Source organism: Dyadobacter ginsengisoli DSM 21015, from assembly GCF_059568735.1.
The window spans coordinates 154,198-179,949 of the sequence record NZ_JCANTY010000007.1; the positions used below are offsets into that span (position 1 = coordinate 154,198).

Annotated in this window: 23 protein-coding genes; 15 read left to right on the plus strand and 8 right to left on the minus strand. The window is 48.4% G+C overall.

The features are described 5' to 3' along the window. The first annotated feature begins 11 nt into the window (after positions 1-11). The 7 genes from BP71_RS25485 (at position 12) to BP71_RS25515 (ending at position 8,733) form a co-directional block, all read left to right on the plus strand. Positions 12-2,357: a TonB-dependent receptor gene (locus BP71_RS25485; protein WP_496384403.1), complete on the plus strand. Its 2,346-nt coding sequence runs from the start codon at positions 12-14 to the stop codon at positions 2,355-2,357. 6 nt (positions 2,358-2,363) lie between these two features. Beyond that, a complete protein-coding gene (locus BP71_RS25490; RefSeq protein ID WP_496384404.1) occupies positions 2,364-3,899 on the plus strand; it encodes a PepSY-associated TM helix domain-containing protein in 1,536 nt (511 codons plus the stop codon). A 158-nt stretch (positions 3,900-4,057) separates the two neighbouring features. After that, positions 4,058-4,387: a DUF6787 family protein gene (locus BP71_RS25495; RefSeq protein ID WP_295926116.1), complete on the plus strand. Its 330-nt coding sequence runs from the start codon at positions 4,058-4,060 to the stop codon at positions 4,385-4,387. A gap of 216 nt (positions 4,388-4,603) precedes the next feature. Then, positions 4,604-5,416 carry a mechanosensitive ion channel family protein gene (locus tag BP71_RS25500; protein ID WP_496384405.1) on the plus strand — a complete coding sequence of 271 codons (813 nt, stop codon included), beginning with the start codon at positions 4,604-4,606 and terminating at the stop codon, positions 5,414-5,416. A gap of 121 nt (positions 5,417-5,537) precedes the next feature. Next, positions 5,538-6,860, plus strand: coding sequence for a signal recognition particle protein (gene ffh / locus BP71_RS25505; protein WP_496384406.1), 1,323 nt, complete (start codon positions 5,538-5,540; stop codon positions 6,858-6,860). A gap of 13 nt (positions 6,861-6,873) precedes the next feature. Beyond that, a complete protein-coding gene (locus BP71_RS25510; protein WP_496384407.1) occupies positions 6,874-7,374 on the plus strand; it encodes a hypothetical protein in 501 nt (166 codons plus the stop codon). A gap of 114 nt (positions 7,375-7,488) precedes the next feature. After that, entirely contained in the window at positions 7,489-8,733 is a 1,245-nt protein-coding gene (locus BP71_RS25515; RefSeq protein WP_496384408.1) for an alkaline phosphatase family protein, read from the plus strand. Positions 8,734-8,735: 2 nt separating this feature from the next. On the opposite strand, the gene BP71_RS25520 is transcribed toward BP71_RS25515, so the two are convergent. After that, positions 8,736-9,401, minus strand: coding sequence for a hypothetical protein (locus BP71_RS25520; protein WP_496384409.1), 666 nt, complete (start codon positions 9,399-9,401; stop codon positions 8,736-8,738). A 101-nt stretch (positions 9,402-9,502) separates the two neighbouring features. Between BP71_RS25520 and BP71_RS25525 the strand changes: the two genes are divergently transcribed. Further along, entirely contained in the window at positions 9,503-10,960 is a 1,458-nt protein-coding gene (locus BP71_RS25525; RefSeq protein WP_496384410.1) for an NADH-quinone oxidoreductase subunit N, read from the plus strand. Positions 10,961-10,966: 6 nt separating this feature from the next. Here BP71_RS25525 and BP71_RS25530 read toward each other — a convergent pair whose 3' ends face one another. From BP71_RS25530 to BP71_RS25540, 3 genes are all read right to left on the minus strand, one after another. Further along, positions 10,967-11,146, minus strand: a complete 180-nt coding sequence (locus BP71_RS25530; RefSeq protein ID WP_496384411.1) for a hypothetical protein — start codon at positions 11,144-11,146, stop codon at positions 10,967-10,969. A 67-nt stretch (positions 11,147-11,213) separates the two neighbouring features. Beyond that, complete coding sequence (locus tag BP71_RS25535; RefSeq protein WP_496384412.1) at positions 11,214-12,074, minus strand: TraB/GumN family protein; 861 nt, start codon at positions 12,072-12,074, stop codon at positions 11,214-11,216. A gap of 55 nt (positions 12,075-12,129) precedes the next feature. Beyond that, entirely contained in the window at positions 12,130-13,737 is a 1,608-nt protein-coding gene (locus BP71_RS25540) for a M28 family peptidase (protein ID WP_496384413.1), read from the minus strand. A 502-nt stretch (positions 13,738-14,239) separates the two neighbouring features. Here BP71_RS25540 and typA point away from each other — a divergent pair. The 7 genes from typA to BP71_RS25575 all read left to right on the plus strand — a co-directional run bounded on the left by typA (position 14,240) and on the right by BP71_RS25575 (position 21,569). After that, on the plus strand, positions 14,240-16,054 hold the full coding sequence (gene typA, locus BP71_RS25545; RefSeq protein ID WP_496384414.1) for a translational GTPase TypA: 1,815 nt from the start codon (positions 14,240-14,242) through the stop codon (positions 16,052-16,054). 297 nt (positions 16,055-16,351) lie between these two features. Continuing rightward, the gene (locus BP71_RS25550) at positions 16,352-17,626 is read left to right on the plus strand and encodes a Glu/Leu/Phe/Val family dehydrogenase (protein WP_496384803.1); all 1,275 of its coding nucleotides are present in this window, start codon (positions 16,352-16,354) and stop codon (positions 17,624-17,626) included. Positions 17,627-17,824: 198 nt separating this feature from the next. Beyond that, positions 17,825-18,916, plus strand: a complete 1,092-nt coding sequence (locus tag BP71_RS25555; protein WP_496384415.1) for a sensor histidine kinase — start codon at positions 17,825-17,827, stop codon at positions 18,914-18,916. A 28-nt stretch (positions 18,917-18,944) separates the two neighbouring features. Further along, complete coding sequence (locus tag BP71_RS25560; protein WP_496384416.1) at positions 18,945-19,244, plus strand: Dabb family protein; 300 nt, start codon at positions 18,945-18,947, stop codon at positions 19,242-19,244. Between the two features lie 409 nt (positions 19,245-19,653). After that, positions 19,654-19,812, plus strand: coding sequence for a hypothetical protein (locus BP71_RS25565; RefSeq protein ID WP_496384417.1), 159 nt, complete (start codon positions 19,654-19,656; stop codon positions 19,810-19,812). A 118-nt stretch (positions 19,813-19,930) separates the two neighbouring features. Continuing rightward, positions 19,931-20,179: a phosphopantetheine-binding protein gene (locus BP71_RS25570; protein WP_496384418.1), complete on the plus strand. Its 249-nt coding sequence runs from the start codon at positions 19,931-19,933 to the stop codon at positions 20,177-20,179. Between the two features lie 4 nt (positions 20,180-20,183). Beyond that, positions 20,184-21,569, plus strand: coding sequence for a high affinity choline transporter 1 (locus tag BP71_RS25575; RefSeq protein ID WP_496384419.1), 1,386 nt, complete (start codon positions 20,184-20,186; stop codon positions 21,567-21,569). A 5-nt stretch (positions 21,570-21,574) separates the two neighbouring features. Here the strand turns inward: BP71_RS25575 and BP71_RS25580 are convergent, their stop codons facing one another. The 4 genes from BP71_RS25580 to BP71_RS25595 are packed head-to-tail and all read right to left on the minus strand — an operon-like array spanning position 21,575 to position 25,702. Next, positions 21,575-23,437 (minus strand): monovalent cation:proton antiporter-2 (CPA2) family protein, encoded by a 1,863-nt coding sequence (locus BP71_RS25580; protein ID WP_496384420.1) that lies wholly within the window; start codon positions 23,435-23,437, stop codon positions 21,575-21,577. A gap of 15 nt (positions 23,438-23,452) precedes the next feature. Beyond that, positions 23,453-24,043, minus strand: a complete 591-nt coding sequence (locus BP71_RS25585) for an NAD(P)H-dependent oxidoreductase (RefSeq protein ID WP_496384421.1) — start codon at positions 24,041-24,043, stop codon at positions 23,453-23,455. A 24-nt stretch (positions 24,044-24,067) separates the two neighbouring features. Next, the gene (locus BP71_RS25590; RefSeq protein WP_496384422.1) at positions 24,068-25,069 is read right to left on the minus strand and encodes a quinone oxidoreductase family protein; all 1,002 of its coding nucleotides are present in this window, start codon (positions 25,067-25,069) and stop codon (positions 24,068-24,070) included. Positions 25,070-25,123: 54 nt separating this feature from the next. Next, positions 25,124-25,702, minus strand: coding sequence for a TetR/AcrR family transcriptional regulator (locus BP71_RS25595; protein WP_496384423.1), 579 nt, complete (start codon positions 25,700-25,702; stop codon positions 25,124-25,126). Positions 25,703-25,752: the final 50 nt, after the last annotated feature.

Consider the following 25,752-nt stretch of genomic DNA (forward strand, 5'->3'; position numbering starts at 1 on the left):
TATCACCTATAATGAACCTGAAAATATTTTTACGGGCACTGTTCCTGTATGTATGCGCGCATGCATCCATCGCGCAGGGAATCGAAGGCAGCGTATTCGACTCCCAAACCAAAGAGCCGATCCCCGGCGCTTCGATTCAGATACTGTCCTCATCGCTCGGGACTACTACCGATAACAATGGGCATTTTGCATTCAAGCAAGATGTTTCGGATGCCAAACTTCGCATTTCCAGCGTCGGATTTACCGTCCGGGAAATCCAGGTCGGCGAAACAAAGCGCATTACCATCGGGCTGGATGCTGCTGCGGAGAATTTGCAATCAGTAGTCGTCACCGGTAATCGCGAGGCTACATTGCGGACCGAGAGCCCAATCGCCATTTCGAAGCTCACACCCCGGATGATCGACGAAGCGAAACCGACAGCGATGTACGAAATCGTAAACAAAGTCCCTGGCGTGATGATGGTCAACCTCGGCAATGAGCAGCACTCGATGGCCATCCGCCAGCCATTTACAACCAATGCCTATTTTCTGTACATGGAAGACGGTGTCCCAATCCGACCCATGGGAGTTTTCAACCATAACTCGATCCTCGAATTTAACCAGTTTGCGATCAGCTCTGTGGAGGTGGTAAAAGGCCCTGTCTCTTCTATTTATGGTCCCGAAGCCGTAGGTGGCGCCATCAACTTCATCACCCAGCGCCCAACGATCCTCCCGACGGCCAAAATCGGGATACAGGCTGATCAGTGGGGTTACCAGCGGCTTCAATACGGCGCGGGCGGAATGACTGGTAAATTTGGTGTATACGTGGGCGGATTCGTGGCACGTCAGCGGGACAGCTGGATGAAGAACTCGGATTACGACAAAAATTCGGTGAACGCACGGTTGGAATACCATTTTACTCCCTCCTCTCGCCTGATTTACACTTTTGCTTACAGCAAGTATGATTCTCAAACCAGCGGCAGTGTGGATAGCGTCGCATTCTACTCACGCCAGTATGTGAGCACGACAGACTTCACCTACCGAAAATCCAACGCGCTCCGCAGCAGGCTTACCTTTGAAAAGGACTGGAAAGATGGCTCGCAGACATTCTTAACAGCATTTGCACGAAAAAATGAGCACGGCCAGAATCCTAACTACGGTATCCGCTGGGTGACCGGCCAAACGACCGCAAAGGGTGAGATCAATTCCAGCGATTTTAAGAGCCTCGGACTCATTGCCCAGCACAGCCAGCGCTTCAATTTCCTGAACTCCAAATTGATTACGGGCGGTGTTTTTGACTTTTCACCATCCAATTACTGGTCTTACCAGGTCGATCTGGCTGCGGAACTGAGACCCGACAAGAAATCGGTCGAAAAATATAGCATTGTAAAAGAGCGACCGGATGTCCGTAATGCCGATTATGACGCCGATATTAAGAACACGGCTGCCTACGCGCAATATGATTTCGAGTTACTGCCCAAACTCCGTGTTTCTGCCGGGTTGCGTTACGATCGGATGTCATTTATTTACACCAATTTTCTGGATCGCACCTCGGGAAGCAAATCGTATAGTAAGGTTACCCCAAAAATCGGTGCAACGTATGATCTGGGTAAAGGGAAAGGCATTTATGCCAATTATTCAAGAGGTTTCTCTCCACCAGGCCTGGCATCCGTATTCCGGAAACGTACCACACCGCTGCCGAATGGTGATTTGTTTTACTATAACCTGCAACCGGCTCAGTTCAACAATGCGGAAATCGGCGGATGGGCATCGCTGTTCAGGAACAAGGTTTATGTCGATGTTGCATTTTACCAGATGAATGGCCGGAATGAGCTGCTGAACGTACGCCTGCCCGACAATTCCTACGACTACCAATCGGCGGGCAAGACCCTCCACCGCGGGATCGAATTCGGCCTGACGTACAAACCGACTAAAGAACTCTTCTTTCGTTTCGGCGGAACAACGGCCATGCACCGGTATGAAGAATTTACCCTCAGCAACCGGGAATCCGACGCTATCAAAAATGTAAATGGGAAGGATATGCCGTCGTCGCCACGCTGGCTTTGGAATACCGAATTCAGCTACTATCCGAAATGGCTGAAAAACTTTCGCTCGTCAGTCGAGTGGCAGCATGTCGCATCCTATTACCAGAACCAGATCAACACGGTCCGGTACGAAGGTTACGACGTCCTCAATTTCAGGCTCGGCTACACTTGGAAAGGCATCGAATTGTTTTCCAATATCCTCAACCTGACCGACGTGCTGTACGCTACCAACGCGACACGCGGAAACAATGCCACTGACCGCACTACTTACAATGCGGCTGCTCCAAGGACATTTGTATTCGGGGTTCAATACACATTCACCGGCAAAAAATAGAAGATTATGATCGACGATATTGCCATTCAATCAAAGGAATCCTTCAAAAAGAAGGCCGAAAAAACAATCCGCAGAAATATTTACCGCTGGCACCGCATACTGGGACTTCTGGCCATTATTCCAACCATTTTCTGGACTGCATCCGGGGTAATGCATCCTTTTATGTCGCATTGGTTCAAAACCACCATTCCACATGATTTTTACAAGGCCGAACCCATCGTGCAAAGCGATGTAACGCTGTCGCTGGGACAAGTACTTTCTCAAAACAAAGTGGCGGAATTTAAAAATTTCAGACTGGTCAGGTTTGAGGGGAATACCTACTACCAGGTCAAACATGTGAATGACAAATTGCGCTATTTCAATAGCGTTTCCGGCACCGAAATGATCGACGGTGACCGCAAATATGCTGAACATATGGCTCGCTATATGCTCGGCGATCAGCAGTCAAAGATCATTTCCAGCACAATACTGACGACATTCACGGATCAGTACAAATATGTAAACCGCTTTCTGCCAGTCTGGAAAGTCAGCTTCGACGATGCGCGGCAAACAGATGTGTACGTAGAAACCGGCCAAAGCAGGTTCGCAACCTTCAATGACAAAGGACGCAAGGCATTCATCTGGGTCTTCGGCACATTCCATAACTGGGGTTTTATGGATATGATCACCAATAATACGATTCGCATTGCGGTGATGGTGACCTTCCTGAGCCTCATTATTCTTTCCGCCGTTGCCGGGGTATTGGTTTATGGATTGATGTGGAAAAAATTCAAATCGGGCCGATCGGGCAATCAGCGGGGCGTTCTTCGCAAATACCATCGCTCTATCGGCATCTGGTGCAGCATTTTCACCTTCACTTTTGCCTTTTCTGGCGCTTATCATGCCGTCCAGAAGCTCGATCCCGACGAACGGCAAAAGTATGTTTATGACCCTGTGATCAAAACCGGAGATATAGCCCTGGCCTCCATGATCGACCTTAAAGGTGTATCAAACATCGGCCTGATCAAGTGGGGTGAGAATATTTTCTGGCAAACCGTGCGCAAGGACTGGGAAACCGACAAAACGGTGGTGGATTACACCAACATCCGCGACGGCAAAAAGCTGGAAGACGGCAACATTCGCTTTGCCAAATACCTCGCGCGCAAGTTCGCCGCGCAGGAAGAGCGTAATGCCGAAAGCTGCTGCGATCTGATGGAAGCACAAATTTCGTCGCCCATTTCAGATGCGGAGGTTGAGAAAGCATCGCTGGTAACAAGTTTTGCAGGTGAATATGGATTCGTCAACAAAAGGCTTCCGGTCGTCAAACTCGCGTACGATACGCCCGATCATACGACATATTACATTGAAACCACGACCAGCCGCCTTTCGACCAAAGTGGAAGATCATAATCGCCGCGAGGGTTTCAGTTTCGCATTCCTGCACAAATACAGCGGATTGGATTTCCTGGGCAAGAACGCGCGCGACGGCGTAATGACGGCCGCGGCAGCGAGTGTATTGGTAGTAAGCCTTCTGGGGCTGCTCGTGTTTTTGAAGGTGAAGTGAATAAGTTCCCGGACAGCAGATACAGGCTTTCGCCAGCAAGGGAGCTTCCTTGGGCTCCTTTCACGAACTAGACCATTAAACCTCGATTAAAACCAAGGAAAATTGCGATCCGAGTTGTTTCTTTGCAGGAAATTCAGAAGCAGTCAATAAGTTACTATATGCAAAGCGGAGAAAAGAATGCGCAGCCCTGGTTGGGGAAAATGCAGGAAAAATGGGGATTAGAGACCACCAGACAGGTTTTATTGGTACTTGCCGTTTTCAGTTTGTCAGGTTCATCGGTAGTGTGGCTCCGTAAAGGGCTCTTCCATCTTCTGGGATATGACGATACGACACCACTTTGGCTCAAAACCATTACTTATATTCTTTTTATTTTCCCGACCTACCAGACGCTACTGCTTCTATACGGTTTCCTCCTCGGCCAGTTCTCATTTTTCTGGGAAAAAGAGAAGAAAATGTTCCGCTGGATCGCAGGTAAATTCAAAAAATAACCTCTACAAAAAAGTATACACCAAAGGGTGAGCAGATGCCAATCGGGCATTGCTTACCCTTTTTTTCTGTCATTCTGTTCAAAATTGAATAATTATGACACCAATTGATCCTACAAGGCATTGCTAATGTCACCGGAATCACACACTTTGCATCCGAAAGTAACTAAACTGCTTCCACGCTTTCACACGTCCATTATTCACAAAACCTCTACACGCATGAATTTTGACATTATCAAAGCGCAGCTTTGGACGCTGGCGACACTCTATGGCGGCAAGATCCTGCTTGCACTCGTGGCTTTTATCATCGGCCGTTTCATTGTAGGCAAAATCAGTTCGATGCTGAGCAATGTCATGGAGAAACGGAAAGTCGACCGTGACGTACAGCCTTTTCTGAGCTCGCTGATCGTCGTGCTGCTGAATGTAATGCTCCTTCTAAGTATCGCGGGCATTATCGGCATCGAAACTTCCTCTTTCGTGGCAGTACTTGGTGCGGCTGGTCTGGCAGTCGGTCTGGCGTTGCAGGGAAGCCTCGCCAACTTTGCGGGCGGTGTACTCATCCTCATTTTCAAACCTTACCGGGTGGGAGATCTCATTAATGCACAAGGCTTTACCGGCACGGTGGAAGGTGTTCAGATCTTCAATACGATCCTCGTGACACCCGACAACAAAACCATTATCCTGCCTAACGGATCGCTTTCCACTTCGCCGATCACCAACATTTCGGGCAAAGGCAAGATCCGGGTCGATATGGTTTTTGCAGCAGGAAGTCAGAATGGTGTCGACAAGATCAGAGCCTCGGTCCAGAAAGTGGTGGATGCCTGTCCGACGGCGCTAAAAGATATTCAGCACGATATCCTGGTCACCAAACTCACCGAAAACGCTATTTTCTTCGACGTACGCGTATGGACACCCAGCGTGACTTACTGGGAAACCTATTACAACGTACATGAAGGCATCAGCCGGCAGTTTGCACAGGACGGGATACAGGCTCCAAAACCAGCGGAAGTGAGCGTCGCATTGAAGCAATAAGCAAGCCGTAGCAGGCCCAATAAAATGAGGAGTACGGAAGCTAACCTTCCTGTACTCCTCATTTTATTTATACCTTTGTGTTTTATTTCAAATTCAGGTTCAGAATCATAGATATTATTCCATGTTTGAAAACTTACAGGACAAGCTTAACAACGCCTTTCGCACACTAAAAGGAAAGGACAGGATATCCGATATAAATGTTGCCGCTACTACCAAGGAAGTCCGTAAAGCATTGGTTGACGCCGATGTTAACTTCAAAGTAGCCAAAGAAATTACCGACCGCATCCGTGAAAAGGCCCTCGACAGAAAAATCCTGATTTCTGTTGAACCCGGACAGATGTTCGTCAAAATCGTGCAGGAAGAGCTCACCGAACTGATGGGCGGTAATGCAGAAGGAATCAACATCAAAGGTGACCCCGCAGTGATCCTGATCGCAGGTTTGCAAGGTTCCGGTAAGACGACTTTCTCCGGGAAATTGGCTGCATTATTGAAAAAACAGGGCCGCCAGGTGCTTCTCACCGCCTGCGACGTGTACCGCCCCGCGGCGATCGAGCAGCTGAAAGTGCTCGGCGAGCAGATCGGCGTGGAAGTTTACTCGGAGCCTGAGAACAAAAATGCGGTCAGCATCGCACAGAATGCCGTTGCACACGCAAGAAAGTCAGGGAAAAAGATCGTGATCGTCGATACGGCGGGCCGTTTGGCGGTGGACGAGGTGATGATGAAAGAGGTGGAAGACATCAAATCTTCTGTAAAACCTTCTGAAATCCTCTTCGTGGTCGACTCGATGACCGGTCAGGATGCGGTAAACACGGCCAAAACATTTAATGAAAGACTTGATTTCGACGGTGTCGTTCTGACGAAACTCGACGGCGATGCTCGCGGTGGTGCGGCGCTTTCGATCCGTCAGGTGGTTGAGAAACCGATCAAATACATCAGTACCGGGGAGAAAATGGAGGCACTTGATTCCTTCTACCCCGATCGTATGGCAAGCCGGATCCTGGGCATGGGTGACGTGATCTCCCTCGTGGAACGTGCACAACAGGCATTCGACGAAGACGAGGCGAAGCGTATCAATGCCAAAATGCGTCAGAACAAATTCGATTTTGACGACTTCCTGGGCCAGTTGCAGCAGATCAAGAAGATGGGTAACGTCAAAGACCTCATCGGCATGATCCCGGGAATGGGCAGCGCCATCAAAAACCTCGATATCGACAATGAATCCTTCAAACCGATCGAGGCGATCATCCAGTCGATGACCAAAAAAGAACGCGAAAACCCGGATATTATCGACAGCAGCCGCAAGAAACGTATTGCAACGGGTAGTGGCACCACCATTCTGCAAGTCAATAACCTCATCAAGCAGTTTGATGAAATGCGGAAAATGATGAAGAAAATGAATACCATGCAAGCAGCAGGCAAGCTGGGCAAAGCCGTTCGCCGCTAATCAACACCCCTCGATGAAACGTGTTCTTTTTGTACTGATGCTAATGCTCCTGCTAGGCCAGGAAAAACTACGGGCGCAGGCGTCAGTGGGCTATTATCCGTGGAGCAGCTTACTGACCGTCAGCACAAATGCAAAAAAAGCGATCTGGCTCGATACGCGCATGCAAACCAACTCGCTGTTCAGCAGCCTGAGCATTGACCTGCTTCCGATGATCAACCTCAAACGGGGAGAGGTGCTGCAATGGTACATTGGCGGCGGCCTGCGACTGAACCCGCTTTACCGCATTGCCGATGCTGACGCTGACCTGATCACGATCGACGGATATTCCATTAATGTAGGCGTGCGTATTTCGCCGCTTCCGATGAATCGCCGCATTATGCTTGCTTTGGAACTGAACCCGTACGTGAAGGATAAGTTTGACAGTGGCGTATTGAAAAGCCACTTCGGCATTGTGTATGCGTTTGGCAAGAAGAAAAAAGCGGATGCAGCGCCGGAGCAACCGGCGAATCCATAGTACGAAAGGGAAGAAATTATGATTTGATAATAATTTCTTTGTTTTAAAAATCCCTCAAATTCGGTGAATTTACCGTTTATTTGAGGGATTTTTTATTAAACAGTCATTCAATCTATGAAAAAGCGATTTTATCTGTTTTCCTGGGTCTTACTTGCCGCGAGCGTCCTTCCCAATGCCTTTTCTCAGCCCGTCAAAACCAAAAAAGTTGTCTTTGTAATTGTGGACGGCATTGCCAGTGATAGTAAAGAAAAAATCGCCACGCCACACCTGGACGCGATCGCGAAGGTCGGCGGCTATACGCGTGCATACGTAGGTGGAGGCAAGGGCACCTACTCGCAAACCCCAACCATCTCCGCGGTTGGATATAACAGTCTGCTGACGGGCACGTGGGTCAACAAACACAATGTTTGGGATAACGATATTAAAGACCCGAATTACAACTATTGGACGCTTTTTCGCTTTTTGGAAGAACAATATCCGCACAAACGAACAGCCGTTTTCTCGACCTGGCTCGACAACCGGACCAAACTCGTAGGCACGAACTTGCCGCAGACCAACAAACTGCAATTGGACTACTCATTCGATGGCTTTGAACTTGACACCGTACATTTCAAGCATGACAAACAGAGCGAGTACATTCATAAAATCGATGAAAAAGTAGTGGATGAAGCCGCTGCCTACATTCGTGACAATGGCCCCGATATGTCATGGGTCTATCTGGAATACACCGACGACATGGGGCACAAATACGGCGACAGCGAGCAGTTCCACAAGGCCATTCAAATGATGGACGACCAGATGGGACGTCTCTGGAAATCCATCAGCCACCGTGAAAAGAACTTCAACGAAGACTGGCTGATCGTGGTCACGACCGATCACGGACGCGATGCAAAAACCGGTAAGGGCCACGGCGGGCAAAGCGACCGCGAGCGCAGCACCTGGATCGTAACGAATGCCAAAGGTTTGAATACCAATTTCAAATCCACACCCGGCGTCGTTGATATTTTCCCAACTGTGGCTCGGCATATGGACATTAATATTCCCAAAGAACAGGCATTTGAAGTGGACGGAGTAGCATTTACCGGCAAACTTTCGGTGGTATCGCCGGTCATGCAGAAATCGGCCGGCAAGGTAAGTATCTCCTGGAAAGCGGTTGAAAAGGAAGGTAAAGCGAAGATCTGGCTAACTACGACCAATCAATTCGAAAAAGGAGGACGCGATCTGTATTTTCTGATGGAGGAAGTGGAGGTTGCCAATGAAAAAGCCGAAATAGATATTTCAAAATATCCATCCGGCTTTTACAAGATTGTTCTTGAAGGGAAATACAACAGTGTGAACCGCTGGATCGTGGAAAAATAGGCCTAGTTGCCTCCACGCCCTGCTTTATAGGAGTCATACTCCTCCAAAAGGCGGATCAGATCATCCTCACCGGCAAAATCCAGTTGCTGCTCTTTAATGACGTAGTTTAGCTTGTTCCGTTCGTCGGTAAGCAGTTTAAGAAAGCTGTTGCGGTTTTCCAGCTGCACGGGGTTCATCTTGCCGTCTTTCAGCAAATACAATTTTGCGCCAGCGTCCATTTCCCTTGTGGCGCTGGCTTTTTCCACTTTAATGGGATTGGTATATTTTTTCACCAGCTTGGTATTTCCGTCGTAGAGCAACCGGTAAAAGCTCTTATCGGTCTGGTTTCCAACGGCCGGATAACCGCTTTTGAATGTATAAAGCTCCACCCCGCTGGGGATGGTAAACTCGGTGACGCCCGACGATACCCGATAAACGCCAGACCCTGTTTTGTATTCAACTTCATCTTTTACAAAGTCGTACCGCAGCTGGACGCCATCGTGCACGCGGTCGTCGCTGGTCCTTACCGTTCCGGAATACCATTCCTTTAACAGATAAGGAGACTTCTCTCCCGCCGCCAGTTGTGTTTCCTGATAAGGCGTTCCCGCCAGTCCCGTAGAATCCTGCGCGATTGCCTGAATGCTCATGATGCAGAATGCCAGCGGGAAAATTCTTAGCAGATATTTCATGATTTAAGTTGGTTAATTTGATAAGTTCGAGGTTTGGAAACCGAAGGGCTGGATTCCCTCCCATCTTTCCGTACTTTTGCACAAAAATTGTACCTGCTCTCTTGGACATCAACGATCAGCTCATACATATACGCCAGAGCCTGGGCGGAATCATCCCTGAAATATTTCTGGCCGTATTCTTTTGTCTGTTCCTGCTTGCCGAAATCATCCTCGTGAAACGTGTTGGCAAAGAGCAAACTTCGTCCTACCTTCAGAACATCGCATTAGCTGGCGCATTAATAACCCTCTTACTGATCCTGGGACAATGGAATGCCGAACCTTCTTTCCGGTTCCAGCCCATGTTGTTCCTCGACCGGCAAGCTGTCTTTTTCAAAATACTCATCACGCTGGCCTGGATCTTCACATTACTGCATGTACGGATACTAAAATACGATTTCCCTGCGGAATACCATGCGTTGCTGATCGCCGCGGTGTTGGGCATGAACCTCCTGACGATGTCCACCCACATGCTGTCGATATACCTGTCGCTGGAATTGATTTCCATTAGTTCCTACCTGCTGGTAGCGCTGTCACCTTACAGAAAAGCTGCGGAGGGAGGCATCAAATACCTCCTTTTCGGCACGGCAAGTTCTGCGGTGATGCTTTACGGTATTTCCCTGATCTACGGACTCGCCGGTACGCTCGACATCACTAACGACGCCATGACCGTTGCCCTGAGCAGCAATTCCGACCTTGTAGTAACGGTCACCATTGTACTGACCCTCGCCGGTCTGCTGTTCAAGCTCTCGCTGGTACCATTCCACATCTGGACGCCGGACGTTTACGAAGCAGCACCCACGCCCTTGGTGTCGTTTCTTTCGGTAGCGCCCAAAGCGGCCGTGATATTAGTACTCATGCGCCTCGCCGGTATTTTACCCGCACAATACTTCCCTGTTTTGGGTGGAATCGCATTAATCAGCATGACGATCGGGAACGTAGCAGCCCTCTGGCAAAGCAACGCACGCCGTTTGCTCGCCTATTCTTCCATTGCGCAGGCTGGCTATCTGTTGGTCGGTATTGCCGCTTACAGCCGTTTCGGTTTTGAAGCGGCCGTATTTTACACCGCGGCTTATCTTGTCATTAACCTTGCTGCATTCTTTCTGGTTGATCTGCTACAACCCCGGCAGGAATCCGAACTCAAAAATTACGAAGGCCTCGGCCGCAACTACGTCTGGATTTCAGGCATTTTAACGGTCGTGATGATCGCATTGGCAGGATTGCCACCTACCGCCGGATTTACTTCCAAGTTGCTTGTTTTTTCGGCGCTTTGGGATAGTTATCATGATCAGGAACTGACCTGGATGCTGTGGTTGCTCGTCGGCGGAATACTCAATGCAGCCATTTCTCTTGCCTACTATATGAGGCTGCCCTATTTACTGTTTTTCAAAACAGTAAGTGCCGGGGCGGTTTCCACCAACAACAGCACATCCGGCAAACTGATCGCCGGACTTTTTCTGGTGGCTTTGCTAATGCTGTTTTTCAGTCCTGAGTGGCTGACGCGGTGGATTTCGGCTTTTTGAGCTAGCCTAATCTTCCGCCTTCCTATGGCGTGCCAGAAACTCCTTGGGAATCGGATGTTTTTTGATGAATTCAATCGCATCTAGCCGCTTTTTTTCAAAAAAAGGGTGATTGCTTACATCAGGAATAGAGTCATCAATTGGAATTTCGACGACATTATCGAGTAGTTTTTTTCCTCTTGTTTCCATAGCGTGTAAGTTTTGTTCAGGTGTGTAAATCCATAGTGGTGTGTGTATAAATCTTTATTATAAAAAATCACTTCACTGCCCTCACCTGAAACCCCTCCTTCCTCAACAAAGCAATGACCCCCCGCTCACCGCCCAAATGCGCGGCACCCACCGCGAAAAAGGTCGGCTTGGCGCTGGCGATCCTGCGTATGCGAGGGATCCATTTCTGGTTGCGGGCGAATAGCATTACTTCTTCATTACCCTCCATGCCAAACTCACTTTTCATGGTCATTCGGTACAGTTCATTGATATTCTGCGCCTTATATAATGCAACGAGACTTTTGAATTCTTTTTTCGCCGCGGGTAGGCTGTCAATCAGGTTGAGGAGCATTTTGGCCTGGTCTTTATAGGGAATCGTATCGAAAATGGCCATTTGTTCTTCCAAAGTCTCGATGCCGATCACTTCGGATTGCTGCTTTCCCGCCAGCTCGACGAGCGCCATCTCATAAGATTGCGGCTGACAGTCCAATACCGTAGTGAACAGCGGCCCCATCAAAACAAAAGGTTTCGCCCGCTCGAACATAGCCAGCCCTACGTGGACAGAATCCTGAAAAAAGTGATTCAGCCGGTCGTACTCCTGCGTGGTTACGAGCTTTTTCAACTCATTACCCGCACTCATATTCATTGTTTTCATCATTCCGGCCATCATACCCGGGTCGTCCATGTCCATTTCGAGCGCTACCTGGCTTGTGCGCGAGAGCGTACTTTTTAAGGAATCACTTAATGAGAAATCGGTCGGGCAAATGAGGTGAATAGTACCGAATAAATAGGAAGGCCTAGCCAGTCCACGACCACTGATTTCCCAAAGCAGCGAATTCTCAACCGGCACCTGCGCCCGCAAAACCATGCTTGAAACAAAGAACATCAGCAACAACAAAATCCTTTTCATATTCCAAACATTAGTTTTAATGACCTTTTCTCCCTTCCTCCATTCTCCCCAAACACTACTCCTTATGACTATCCACCACAATGCGCTCATCGCGGTTTACGAGCTCCCAGGCCGTGTAAAAAACCAGCTTCACGATCTCAGATTGTTTATCAAACAAGATTTTCTCTACATCATCGCCCGGCCGGTGGTAGTCTTCATGAACGCCGGTGAAATAGAAAATGACCGGAACGCCCATTTTGGCGAAGTTATAATGGTCCGACCGGTAGTAGAAACGATTGGGGTCCTTGGGGTCGTTGAAAGTGTAGTCGAGATTGAAATTGACGTGCTTCTTGTTCGCTTCCTCGCTGATCTCGTGCAGTTTTGAAGAAAGTTTATCTGAACCTATCAGATAGACATATTTATGATCATTCTTATGGGCCTCGTCCACCCGCCCGATCATGTCGATATTCAGGTCAGCAATGGTATTTTTGAGCGGAAGCAACGGGTTTTCAGAGTAGTATTCCGAACCGAACAGGCCCTTTTCTTCCCCTGTTACATTCAAAAACAGGATACTCCTCCTTGGCCCCTTCCCCTCGGCTTTGGCTTTACTGAATGCTTCCGCGAGTTCCAGCATGGACACAGTCCCCGAGCCATCGTCGTCGGCGCCATTATTGATTTCGCCATTCGCGGAGATACCAATATGGTCCAAATGTGCGCTGATGATCAGCACTTCGTCCCTTTTATCCGAACCTTCCATAAAAGCCGCCACATTTTCGGTGTCGATGGTTTCGCTCACACGGCCTACTTTCAATGCCACCTTACCTGTAAAGCTCTTGGAAACAGGTTTGCCCGCCTTGTCGGTCTCGGATTTCAGCTTATTTAATTTGGAAGCCGAAGTACCCAGCATATCAGCAGCTACGTCCACTGAAACCACGAATGCGGCTATTCCCGACGGATTTTCCTGCACCGGCTTCAACGTCGGAGCGCTGAACCTGCGGGCCATTACCGCGCGCTGCCGGATTTCCTTATCAAGATCTTCCCCGGTTTTATCCGTGATAATGAATACATATTTCGCTCCTTTCTCCCGCGCCAATTTCGCTTTGACCTGCCATGAAACCGATCCGCTCCATTTGCTTTTTTCACTGTTACCGCTGAGCAAATACGTCCCTCCCGGAGCTTTGGGCTCGCCTTCGAAGAGTATCACGGATTTATCCCTTACATCCAGATTGGCATAGTCATTGTAACCGCCCTCTTCGATGCCATAGCCAGCCGTCACAAGACTGGTACCGACCTCTTCCGGAATATCCAGCAGCCCATTCAGGTAAAAATCCTTATTGAATTCATATTTTTTTCCATCGGCCTTTACATACACATCTCCCCAGCTGCGTTTGTAAAGCTTGTATTTCTGCAAATAGCTTTTGGAACCGTCTGCGTCGGTAGCGATAGGTTGCAAACCATATTGCTTGTAATATTTCGAGACGTATTCGGCAGCCTTTTTCTGGCCCGGCGAACCGGTATCGCGACCTTCCAGACTGTCGGAAGCGATAATTACGAGATGCTTTTTGAGGTCGGAGGGTGTAATACTTGTTGCATATTTGGATGCATCATCCTGCGGCAGGCGATCCTGTGCCAATGCCAATGTGTTGATAGACAGAAATAATCCAGCCAGAATGTTCTTGTTCATAATCGAGTTTAATGGTCATTCAATCTTTACAAATTAACGAAAGCCGCGGGCCAATGCAAAATGAGCGGCTTAGCGAGAAAGTTCTTATATTCAGTTTACAACACATTATATCATGCGTGAGATCAGCCCGCTACAACAAAATCGATCCACTCCAATAGCAAGTTGTCGGACCCGGACTATTTCAGGACAGTAGGACTAAATTCTTACGGAACTCTTACCTGGGATAATGGCGTCGATTTCGACCCAGACAATCTTTACAGCATGTCACAAAACAAAATTGCAACCTTTTGATGTTTTGCTGCACTTTTTGCACTTCTCTCAGTTTAAAAGCTGTTTTTCACTGCGTAACAATTATTTAATTGTAAAATACTGTTATTCAGGGAAAAAGTGCGTACATTTGCACCCTGTTTGGCCAAATTCCATCCAGACAAAAGCCAAACGGCCTTACCACGTATCTTTCACCATTTCGTGGCAATGTCGTAAACAACTGATCTATAAAACAATGCAAGCCATTCGTAACATCGCAATTATTGCGCACGTTGACCACGGTAAAACCACTTTGGTTGACAAAATCATCCACGCGTCAAAGCTGTTTCGCGACAATCAGGAGTTCGACGACCTGATCCTCGACAACAACGATCTGGAACGTGAGCGTGGGATTACAATTGTTTCCAAGAACGTATCGGTGCGTTACAAAGACGTCAAAATCAACGTAATTGATACACCAGGTCACGCAGACTTCGGTGGTGAGGTGGAGCGTGTTCTTAAAATGGCTGATGGCGTGTTGTTGCTGGTCGATGCATTCGAAGGACCGATGCCACAAACCCGTTTCGTATTGGGCAAAGCCATTGACCTGGGTTTAAAACCTATCGTTGTTGTAAATAAAGTAGATAAAGAAAACTGCCGCCCGGAAGAAGTTCAGGAAAACGTTTTTGATTTGATGTTCAACCTCGGCGCTACCGAAGACCAATTGGATTTCGTAACCGTTTATGGTTCGTCAAAACAAGGATGGATGGGCCCGGATTGGCAGACACCAACTGATAACATTACCTATTTGCTGGATACGATCATCGAATCCATCCCTGCGCCGGTTATCGACGAAGGTACTCTGCAAATGCAAATCACTTCTCTTGATTACAATGCATTCGTTGGCCGTATCGCCATCGGTCGTGTGAAAAGAGGAACCATCAAAGAAGGATCTACATTGTCTCTTTGCAAGGCAGACGGTGTAATCAAAAAAGTGAAAGTAAAAGAAGTTCAGACGTTTGAAGGACTTGGCCGCGTGAAAGTTGCAGAAGTTACTGCGGGAGATATCTGCGCAGTAACGGGTATCGAAGATTTCGAAATCGGTGATACCATCGCTGACCTCGAAAATCCCGAGCCGATCGCTCGTATTGCCGTGGATGAGCCTACGATGAACATGCTTTTCACGATCAACAACTCACCATTCTTCGGTAAAGAAGGCAAGTTTGTTACATCACGCCACCTTCGTGACCGTTTGATGAAAGAAACTGAAAAGAACCTTGCGCTTCGCGTGGAGCCTACGGATACAGAAGACAAATTCCTTGTTTTCGGTCGTGGTATTCTTCACTTGTCGGTATTGATCGAAACAATGCGTCGTGAAGGTTACGAATTGCAATTAGGTCAGCCACAAGTGCTTTTCAAAGAAGACGAAAACGGCGAACGCCTTGAACCAATCGAAACGTTGGTCGTAGATGTACCGGAATCAACTGCTGGTAAGGTAATTGAACTGGCTACGCAGCGTAAAGGCGAATTGCTCGTAATGGAACCGAAAGGAGATTTGCAGCACCTTGAATTCCTCATTCCTTCAAGAGGTTTGATCGGACTTCGCTCGAACGTGTTGACTTCGACACAAGGTGAAGCCGTTATGACGCACCGCTTCAAAGAATTCGGTACATTCCGCGGACCAATCCCGGGACGTATCAGTGGTTCTATCATTTCAAAAAATACAGGACCTGCCACAGGTTATACCATTGATAAATTGCAGGATCGCGGTCGCTTCTTCGTAGAGCCGGGTGATGAGATTTACGGTGGACAGGTTATCGGAGAGCACAACCGCCCGAACGATATCGTTGTAAACTTGCAGGAAGCGAAAAAATTGACCAACATGCGTGCTTCCGGTACGGATGACGGACTGAGAATCGCTCCGAAAATCAATTTCTCTCTGGAAGAATCTATGGAATACATCCAGAAAGACGAATACCTGGAAGTAACTCCGAACAGCATGAGGATGCGGAAAATATACCTGGATGAGAACGAGCGCAAGCGCTACGCATCCAAAATGGAAATGGCTTAATACACAAGCCGGACATTCCAGACCCGAAAAGGAGGCAATTTTTTGCCTCCTTTTTTGTTTTTTGTACATTTCAACATTCTGCGCGATCCTGTTGAAAAATTTGGAATAACGCGCAAAAACAGTGGTATAATTTTAGTGTTTGTCACTCACCTGGAACATTATATGCTATTGTTATTTTATTACTATTTCAAGAAAAATTAGTTTTTTGTTTTTATAACAACAAATAACGTAGTTTGTATAACCGACTCAATCTGTTTGAGTTAACCATTTCAATATCAACAATTTAAATATCAAATGATGTCTTACATAGAACCGGCTCCGATTAAGGATAAAGACAATCCGTTGGAGTCAATGATGCAGCGATTTGATAAGGCCGTCGACCTCCTCGGAATATCAGAAGAAATGTATTATATCCTCAAAGTACCCCGCAAACAAGTAACAGTCGGGCTACCCGTGATGATGGATTCCGGGCAAATCCGGACTTTTGAAGGCTATCGGGTAATCCACTCCACCATTCTTGGCCCCAGCAAGGGCGGCATCCGTTTCGATCCCGACGTAAACCTCGACGAGGTGCGTGCATTGGCCGCATGGATGACCTGGAAATGCGCCGTGGTCGATATTCCTTATGGCGGTGCCAAAGGTGGTGTTGCCTGCAACCCGCGCGAAATGTCGGCCGGCGAGATCGAACGCCTCATGCGCGCGTACACGACGGCTTTGCTCGACGTCTTCGGACCCGACCAGGATATTCCCGCCCCGGATATGGGCACAGGCCCACGCGAAATGGCGTGGCTGATGGACGAGTATTCCAAATCAAAAGGTATGACGATCCCCGCTGTGGTAACCGGTAAGCCATTGGTCCTCGGCGGCTCGTTAGGCCGTACGGAAGCGACCGGACGTGGCGTAATGGTATCCGCATTGGCGGGCATGGAAAAGTTGCGCATCAATCCTTACCGCGCTACGGCAGCAGTCCAGGGCTTTGGAAATGTAGGCTCGCACGCGGCCTTGCTCCTGCGCGAGCGCGGTACGGCCATACATGCGATCAGCGACATTTCCGGGGCATATTATAATGATAAGGGCATTGATGTGGCAGATGCCATCGCTTACCGGGATTCAAACAAAGGTTCACTGGAAGGTTATGCCAAAGCTGAACTGATTTCCGGCGACGACCTTTTCACCTTGCCGGTAGACGTGCTGGTACCCGCAGCGAAAGAAGACGTAATTACCCGCAAAAACGTATCCAGCATTCAGGCACGAATGATTGTCGAAGGCGCGAACGGTCCTACTTCTGCCAAAGCCGACGATATCATTAATGAAAAAGGCATTATGGTCGTGCCCGACATCCTCGCGAATGCAGGAGGAGTGACGGTATCCTATTTCGAATGGGTGCAAAATCGCATCGGTTATAAATGGACACTGGAACGCATCAACCGGCGGACGGATCGCATCATGAAAGACGCGTTCGACAAAGTGTACGAAACATCTCTGAAATACAAGGTGTCGCTCCGCATCGCTGCCTATATTGTGGCCATCGACAAGGTCGCCAGCACCTATAAGTACCGCGGGGGATTCTAAATGTCAGGGATTGTCAGGGTTGCTATGAAGTTTAAACAACACCTGACAATCCCTGACTTAACAATTTCTTAACAAGTCAGTTCCGGGCGCAAACCGAATCTAAACCGGTTTCAAAGTATTACCTTTAAGGCTAAAATTTCAACAGATTCGCTGCACGCGGTAGGGCAAGCTCCCGTATGCAGCAAGCTTTAAAGTATCATGTCATTAAGTCCCCGCTTCATTGCCGTAATCCTGGCATTCCTCATATCGCTGATCACGACCACTTTCCTCGCGTTTGTGGATGGTGCTTCAAAAGGGATGCTGTTTGTTTCCGCCATATCCTCCTTCATTTCTTCCTTCTTCCTGGTTCTGTACACTGTCGACATTCTCGTGTTTCGCGAGGTGAACAAAATGTACCGGACCATTCACAAGTTGAAAATGCGGGATTTTAATATGGCGCCCCGGAAAAAACTCATCCGGGAATCGAATCCGCTTAAAACCATCAACGATGAGATTTTTGTGTACGTCACAAAAAAGCAAAAGGAAATCGACGAACTCAAAAAATTGGAATTGTTCCGTCGCGAGTTTCTGGCTGATGTCTCTCACGAATTCAAAACACCCATTTTCGCCGCTCAGGGATTTATCCATACACTCCTGGATGGTGCCATGGATGATGAAAAGGTACGTGAACGGTTTCTAAGAAAAGCCGCGAATAATCTTGACAGCCTCGACGTACTCGTCAAGGACCTGCTCGTGCTATCCCAGATGGAAACCGGGGACATCAAGATGAATATCGTACCGATGGACATCCGTTTACTTACCATCAGCATTTTCAGCAGGCTCGAAAACATCGCGAAAAGCCGGAACGTCACGCTAAGAGTAAAGCCGGAGGAAATGCCGGAAGTCTGGATCAAAGGCGACGCAGACCGGATGGAACAGGTAATGCTCAATCTGATCGAGAACGCTATTAAATATGGGAACGAAGGGGGAAAGGTGATCGTCCATTTCAACGAAGGCAAAAAATATGTGGAAGTAGCCGTGAGAGATAACGGTCCGGGTATTCCCCATGAACATTTGAACCGCATTTTCGAGCGCTTCTACCGTATTGACAAGAGCCGGAGTAAAGAAATCGGAGGAACCGGTTTGGGACTTGCCATTGTAAAACATATATTGAATGCTCACGACACGAAAATTGCCGTTATGTCGAAACCTGACAAGGGTACTACTTTTTCATTCAAACTCGAAAAGGCATATCCAAATATTACGTCAGAGAACAAGCCGGAAGATGTCGTCAATCAATTGAATCCATAATTCATTTTTACACCATAAACCATTATCCATGTTTATCCACAACGTATTCTTCTGGCTAAAAGAGAAGGACAACGAAGAAGCAAAACAAGCCCTGCTGGCCGGCATCAAAACACTGGAGGCAATTGAATCGGTCGAATCGGCATATATTGGCCCTCCTGCTGCTACCCGCAGACCGGTTATCGACGCCACTTACGACTTCGCCGAAATCCTGATTTTTAAAGATGAGGCAGCTCACGACGTATATCAGGTACACCCTTTACATAAAAAATTTATAGAGGACTGCGCCCATCTGTGGGAACGCGTACTGATTTACGACGTAGAAGCGTAAGGCGTATATTTATTAACAAGTTATCCACACCTAAAATGTGCATAACTTGTTAATAAATATATAACTATCACAATTTCAGTCAATTAAAGACTATTTACAACTAACACAAATTGTGGATAACTACCCAGGAGGGTATACTTAACCCGTTTGCCTTCCCGCTCCACGGCACTATTCGGGAATCCGGTTCGTTCTATAGGCAGTACAAAACGAACTGAAACCGTGAAAATGAACCGAATCTTGCTATCGATCGTCATTGCGATGATCTCAGCGATAACCATTTCATCCTGTACGTACCGGTCCTATTCACCGGGTTATGATTACGGCTACCGACCTGGATACCGGTATTATCATGGCCCGCCACCTCCACCGCATGTTGTGGTGGTAAAACCTGCTCCCCGGAGGGTCATCTATGCGGAACGGCATGGACGCAGCAGGCATCACGACCGGGTTTATAGAAAACAGTATCGCCGCCATGACCACTATGGAAACAACGGCCGAGCCCGAGGTCCCAGACGATAACTTGATTGTGTCTTTTGATAAAAAAGGCCAGGTAAAGTCGCTCTACTGACTTTGTCTGGCCTTTAAATCCATTAATACTGTTAATGGTTACCAAATAATGTCGCTACTTTTGAGAATCCGGTAAAAATACTATTTTCGCCATAGCACTAGCACCAATCGTCAACTAGATGAATAAAACATTTACCGAAACTTCCAGCTGGATAGTAGAGCGAATCGCTTACGACGCGGAAATAGCTCCCTCCGAAGTAGATCCGGATGCACAGACCAAAGAATATCGGCTGGATTCTTTTCTCGTGGCTGATACCGACACCGAATTGCACGAATGGCTCCGAATTGAGCTCAGTCCTTCCATTTTCCGGGAAAAGGGAACCATCATTGCAACTACTCAATGGATAGCAGAAAACCTGGAAGCCTGAAAAAATGCTGGCGTTTTCCATCCTCGCCTACTTGCTGGCCAATCTCGGCATAGGCCTCTGGGCATCCCGAAGAATTTCATCCACCCAGGATTTTGTATTGGCCGGCCGTCGTCTGCCGCTCGTCCTCGCCGCCTCTGCAACGTTTGCAACCTGGTTTGGATCCGAGACGATAATGGGTGCGCCGACAGAGTTTGTGGAACATGGCGTCATCGGCGTCATCGAAGACCCATTCGGTGCATCCTTATGCCTTTTGCTCGTCGGCTTGTTTTTCGCCAGGAGGTTTTACGAAATGAACATCATCACGTTTTGTGATTTTTTCCGCCTCAGGTACGGCCGATATGCGGAGCTGCTCTCTGCCATCCTCATTATACCGTCGTATTTTAGCTGGATAGCCGCTCAGCTTCTCGCCATGGGGATCGTTCTGAAGGTCGTGCTGGGCTGGTCGTTACTGACCTGTATCCTGGCGAGTTCCTGCGTTGTGATCCTCTATACGATATGGGGCGGAATGTGGTCTATCTCCATTACTGATTTTATTCAGACCATCATGATCATTGTCGGACTGATCATCGTTGCCGTGGTATTGTATGATAAGGTTGGAGGGTTCAAACCATTAATCAATGAAGCGCCGGAAGGGTTTTTCCGGTTTCATCCCGAAAACTCATTCAAAGCATACGTCGAATACTTCGCGGCCTGGATCACGATCGGACTCGGATCCATACCCCAGCAGGATGTATTTCAGAGGGTAATGTCCGCCAAATCCGCCACGGTATCCGTACGGTCCACATTGCTATCGTCGTTCATGTACCTCACGGTAGCGCTACTGCCACTCTTCATTGGGCTCTGTGGGCATCATTTATATCCCGCGGAAGAAAAGGACGGCCAGATGATTATTCCTAATATGGTCCTGAAGCATATGAATCTACCGCTGCAGATCGTGTTTTTCGGAGCGCTGGTTTCGGCCATTCTAAGCACTACCAGTAGCGCCATTATGGCCCCGGCTGTTGTTTTAGGCGAGAATATTTTCAAGTTTTTCAATCCTCATCTCGATGACCGGCAACTGCTGAAGATCATCAGGATCGGGATTGTCGCCATTACCGCCGTGTGCATTTTCATGGCAGCTACGCGGGAAAGTATATTTGACCTTGTCGCTGAGTCATCCGCATTCAGTCTGGTTTCGCTGTTCGTACCGCTTGCAGCCGGATTGTACTGGAAGGCGACTAACACTTTGGGGTGTGTGCTGTCCATGACCGTCGGCTTGCTCGTATGGCTGGTGTGTGTTTACATCGAAACCGAATATCCTGCCCTCGTTTACGGGTTACTGGCAAGCTTCCTGGGTATGGCTGCCGGGTTATTTTGGAAAAAACCAACCCGGCAGTACCCGAGTTCTTAACACGCTCAGGCAGATTCCGATTCCCGGTCCCATCCTGCCAGTGCATTCAAATGCACGGCTTCCCGGTCGGCCTTCATAATTATTTCAAGCTCTTCCATGTGCTGCCGGGCCGCATGAATATACTCTTCGTCATTTCTGATACTGGACAGATGTTTCAATGTGCGCTCATCATGGAGAAAAAACGTCTTGGCAGACCGGGTCGCTTCATGTGCGCGATGTCCCAACAGTTTGAGTGCGTCGACTCCCAATCTCAGGCTGGTATCAAAGGTCTCCCGGTAAATATGCATCATCCCCGCATTCATCAGATCATAGGCGTCATTCCGGTTCGTCGAACGCACCAGCATGTGCAGATTGGGAAAATGCTTTTTGACTGTTCCGATTAATTCCAGCCGCTTTTCTTCGTCGTTGATCGCAATGATGATCACCTGCGCCCGCCCCGCTCCTGCAATATCCAGCAGCTCATAGCGGGTAGCATCACCATAGTACACTTTGTGGCCCATTCTCCGTAGAAAATCCACATTGTCGCTATCATTATCAAGAACGGTTGCTGCTACGTTATTGGCCCGAAGAAAGCGCCCTATCGTATTACCGAAATGCCCGTAACCAGCAATAATTACCGGATTATCCTGCTCTTCCACATCGCTGGGCCGCTGCACCTGCAGCCCTGCGCTCACCAGACAAAACCGGGTAAGGATCCATTTCTCGTTGACCAGCATGGCCAGAGGCGTCATCGCCATGCTGATCGCCACGACGGCCATCATCGTGTCGGTAACGTCTTTGCCCAAAACACCCTGCTGAACAGAAAAGCTCAAGAGGACAAAAGCAAACTCGCCTATCTGGCTTAATCCAATGCTGAAAATAAAGTTCTGCGCATTGCGAACTTCAAAAATCTTTCCGAGCACAAACAGAATAACCATTTTCAGGATCATCAGTCCGGCGACCAGCCCTACGATCACCCACGGCTTTGAAACGATCAATCCAAAGTCAATAGATGAACCGACAGAGATAAAAAACAATCCCAGGAGCAACCCTTTGAACGGATCAATGGAGCTTTCCAACTCGTGGCGGTATTCACTGTTCGCTAGCACCACGCCGGCGACAAAGGCACCTAATGCAGGACTGAGGCCTACGGAGGTCATCAACACGGCAATCCCAACCACCAAAAGTAATGCGGTAGCCGTGAACATCTCCCGAAGCCCTGTACGCGCCATCATATGAAAAACCGGCCTCAATAAATACTTCCCCGTAAGCACGATACCCGAAACGGACAAAAGCACGATGATGGTCTGCTGCCATGCCGGAAGTGCGCTCACCAGAGAGCCGCCGCTATGTCCATCCTGCGCGGCCGCATGATCCGCAAGGAGCGGAAACAATGCAAGCATTGGAATAATCGCCAGGTCCTGAAAGAGCAGGACTGCAAAAGAGCTCTGCCCTGCAACTGTTTTCAGCCAGCCCTTTTCATTCAATGTTTGCATTACAATAGCCGTCGAAGACATCGCCGTGATCATCCCCAGCGCCAATGCCTCTTTCCAGCCCACTTGAAACAACATCGCGACGCCCGCCACGAGAACCGTCGTCACACCGACCTGCAATCCGCCCAACCCGGCTATGCTTTTCCGCATGCGCCATAAACGTGAAGGTTCCAATTCGAGACCAATCACAAAAAGCATCATGACGACCCCAAATTCAGCGAAATGCATGATATCCTGACCTTCCATCCCAATGAATCCCAATGCAGCAGGGCCGATGGCAACCCCTGCCACCAGATAACCCAGTACCGAACCCAGCCCCAGTCGCTTAGCGATAGGCACCATGACTACTGCGGCCGCCAGGTAAATCATCGCCTGAAAAAATATAGTCTGTTGCATGATGCGTACTCGGTTTTAATTCGGGAAAAGTTCGTTGAGATATTCGATCCCATTAAGGGCGTCGGGGGCGATGCGGTCGTTTGCCAGTGCATTCAAAAGTTCAGCGTACTGCTCTCCATAAATTTTGAGCGTGTCGTCCTGCATCGCGTATGTCTCATGCACGACGAATGGCGGCAAATATTCCATTCTGCACAAATAGGCCGTTTGATTGAAGGGAAGCAGATACTGCGGAACAGAAAACCGGTTGTAACCTGACTCGGAATAAGCACTTCTCCCTCCACCGCAGGATACCGCATTGAACATCTTCTTTCCTGCCAGTGCGTATCCTTCCGGTCCGTAAGCCCAGTTGTATTCCAAAACCAGATCTTGCCATTGTTTCAGAATCGGGGGGCTGCTGTACCAGTAAAAAGGATGCTGGAAGATGACGATATCATGCTGGCTCAGTAGCTGCTGTTCCCTTTTGATATCGATAAACAGATCCGGGTAGCGTTCGTATAAATCGTTAAATGTGACGCCTTTCACTTTCCGTGCATAGCTTTCCAGCGTTTTCTGAACATTGGATTTGCTGAGCGTAGGATGGGCGAACTGGATAAGAACCTTGGACATATCGTAAAATTGAACTCGAAACTGTTACGGGATCAAAATTACGGAACCGGTGGTTTTTCTCGCTTCTAAATCTGACTGTGCCTGCCTTGCTCCCGACAATGGATAGCGAGTGATCGACAATTTTCCAAAAATACCGGCTTGCAATGCCCCGAAAGTATCCGTTGCATATTCTTCCAGGGTATCGTGATCAGGTATATAGGCACTCAGCGTCGGGGTGACCATGGTAATGGATTTTTCCCGCAGCAACATGTGATCAATATGCTCCGGTTGGCCGGATGACGAACCATACAACACGATCTTACCACCTTTCCGGATCAAGTTGACTGACTGCTCAAATGTATCCCTGCCTACGCCGTCGTATACCACATCCACACCACTTCCTGCCGTAATTTCCTTCACCGAGCGTTCAAAACCCATGCATTCGGCGAGAAATACATAATCCGCACCATTGGCAAGTACTATTTCTTTCTTTTCTTCAGAACCCGTGGTGCCGATCACCGTCGCGCCCAAAGCCTTCGCCCATTTCGTCACAAGGGTACCCACACCTCCCGCGGCCGCGTGTACAAGCACTACATCTCCCGGTGACACGCTGTGAATCGATTTGACCAGCATGCGTGCAGTGAAACCCTTGACCATCATCGCCGCGGCTTCATCCGACGTTACGCCGTCCGGGATATGGATCAGCTGCTGGGTAGAAATCACCCGACTTTCCGCATATGCTCCGGGTATGAAGTGATACCCCACATGGTCGCCGATCTGGAAGCCGGTTACCCAGGGACCAATAGCTTCTATGACGCCTGCCGCCTCTACACCCGGCACGTAAGGGAACGATTTGACGGGGAATTTGCCGTCGCGGTAATAGGTGTCTACAAAGTTGAGCCCGATGGCTTCCTGCCGGATTCTGACTTGTCCCGGCCCCGGCTCAGTGATCGAATCTCTTTCATAACCCAGTACCGAAGGCGCTCCTTGCTTGTAGATTTTTACTATACCTGATTTATTTGCTATTTCTGTTACTAAACCCGACATGTCCGTGAACTTTAACTAGTATGGAATGGCTATTCCATAATTGGACAAAAAAAATTATTTTTTTATAGATTTTATTAAGAATTCAGCTTGCTGCTGAACCAGCTCACCGTCGCCATACACCAGATAAAACTGCCAGAAACCGGTAAAATTGGATACTATAAAGCCTGCCAGTACTTCAGGATCGCGTTTTGCACTAATCTCACCCGCTTTCTGCGCCTTTTTTAGCAGTTCTTTCAATACCGATATCATATTCGTGGTGTTCTCCCGCAGTATAGCATGCACTTCCTCATCCACCGAAGCCAACTCAAAGGTCGATTTAACACCCATGCAGGTCATGCCTTCTGCAACGGTACGAAGTGCGGCTCTTTTGATGATTTTCTCAATGGCCTTCATCGGCGACTTTGTCTCCGTGGCTGTTCGCTGATAATTTTCAAAAGTGCTCTCCGTGTAACTCCGGAGGCATTGCAGGAACAAACTGTGTTTGTCCCCGTAGGTGTCATAAATACTTCCCCGGTTCAGCCCCATGGTGTCTACCAGGTCCTGCATCGAGGTCGCATTGTACCCCTTTTGCCAGAAAAGGCATTTCGCCTTTTCCAGCCGTTCTTCCGGTTCAAATGCTTTGCTTCGCGCCATGATTATCAGACAATTATTTCAGAATGATTGTTCCAAAATCGCACTATATT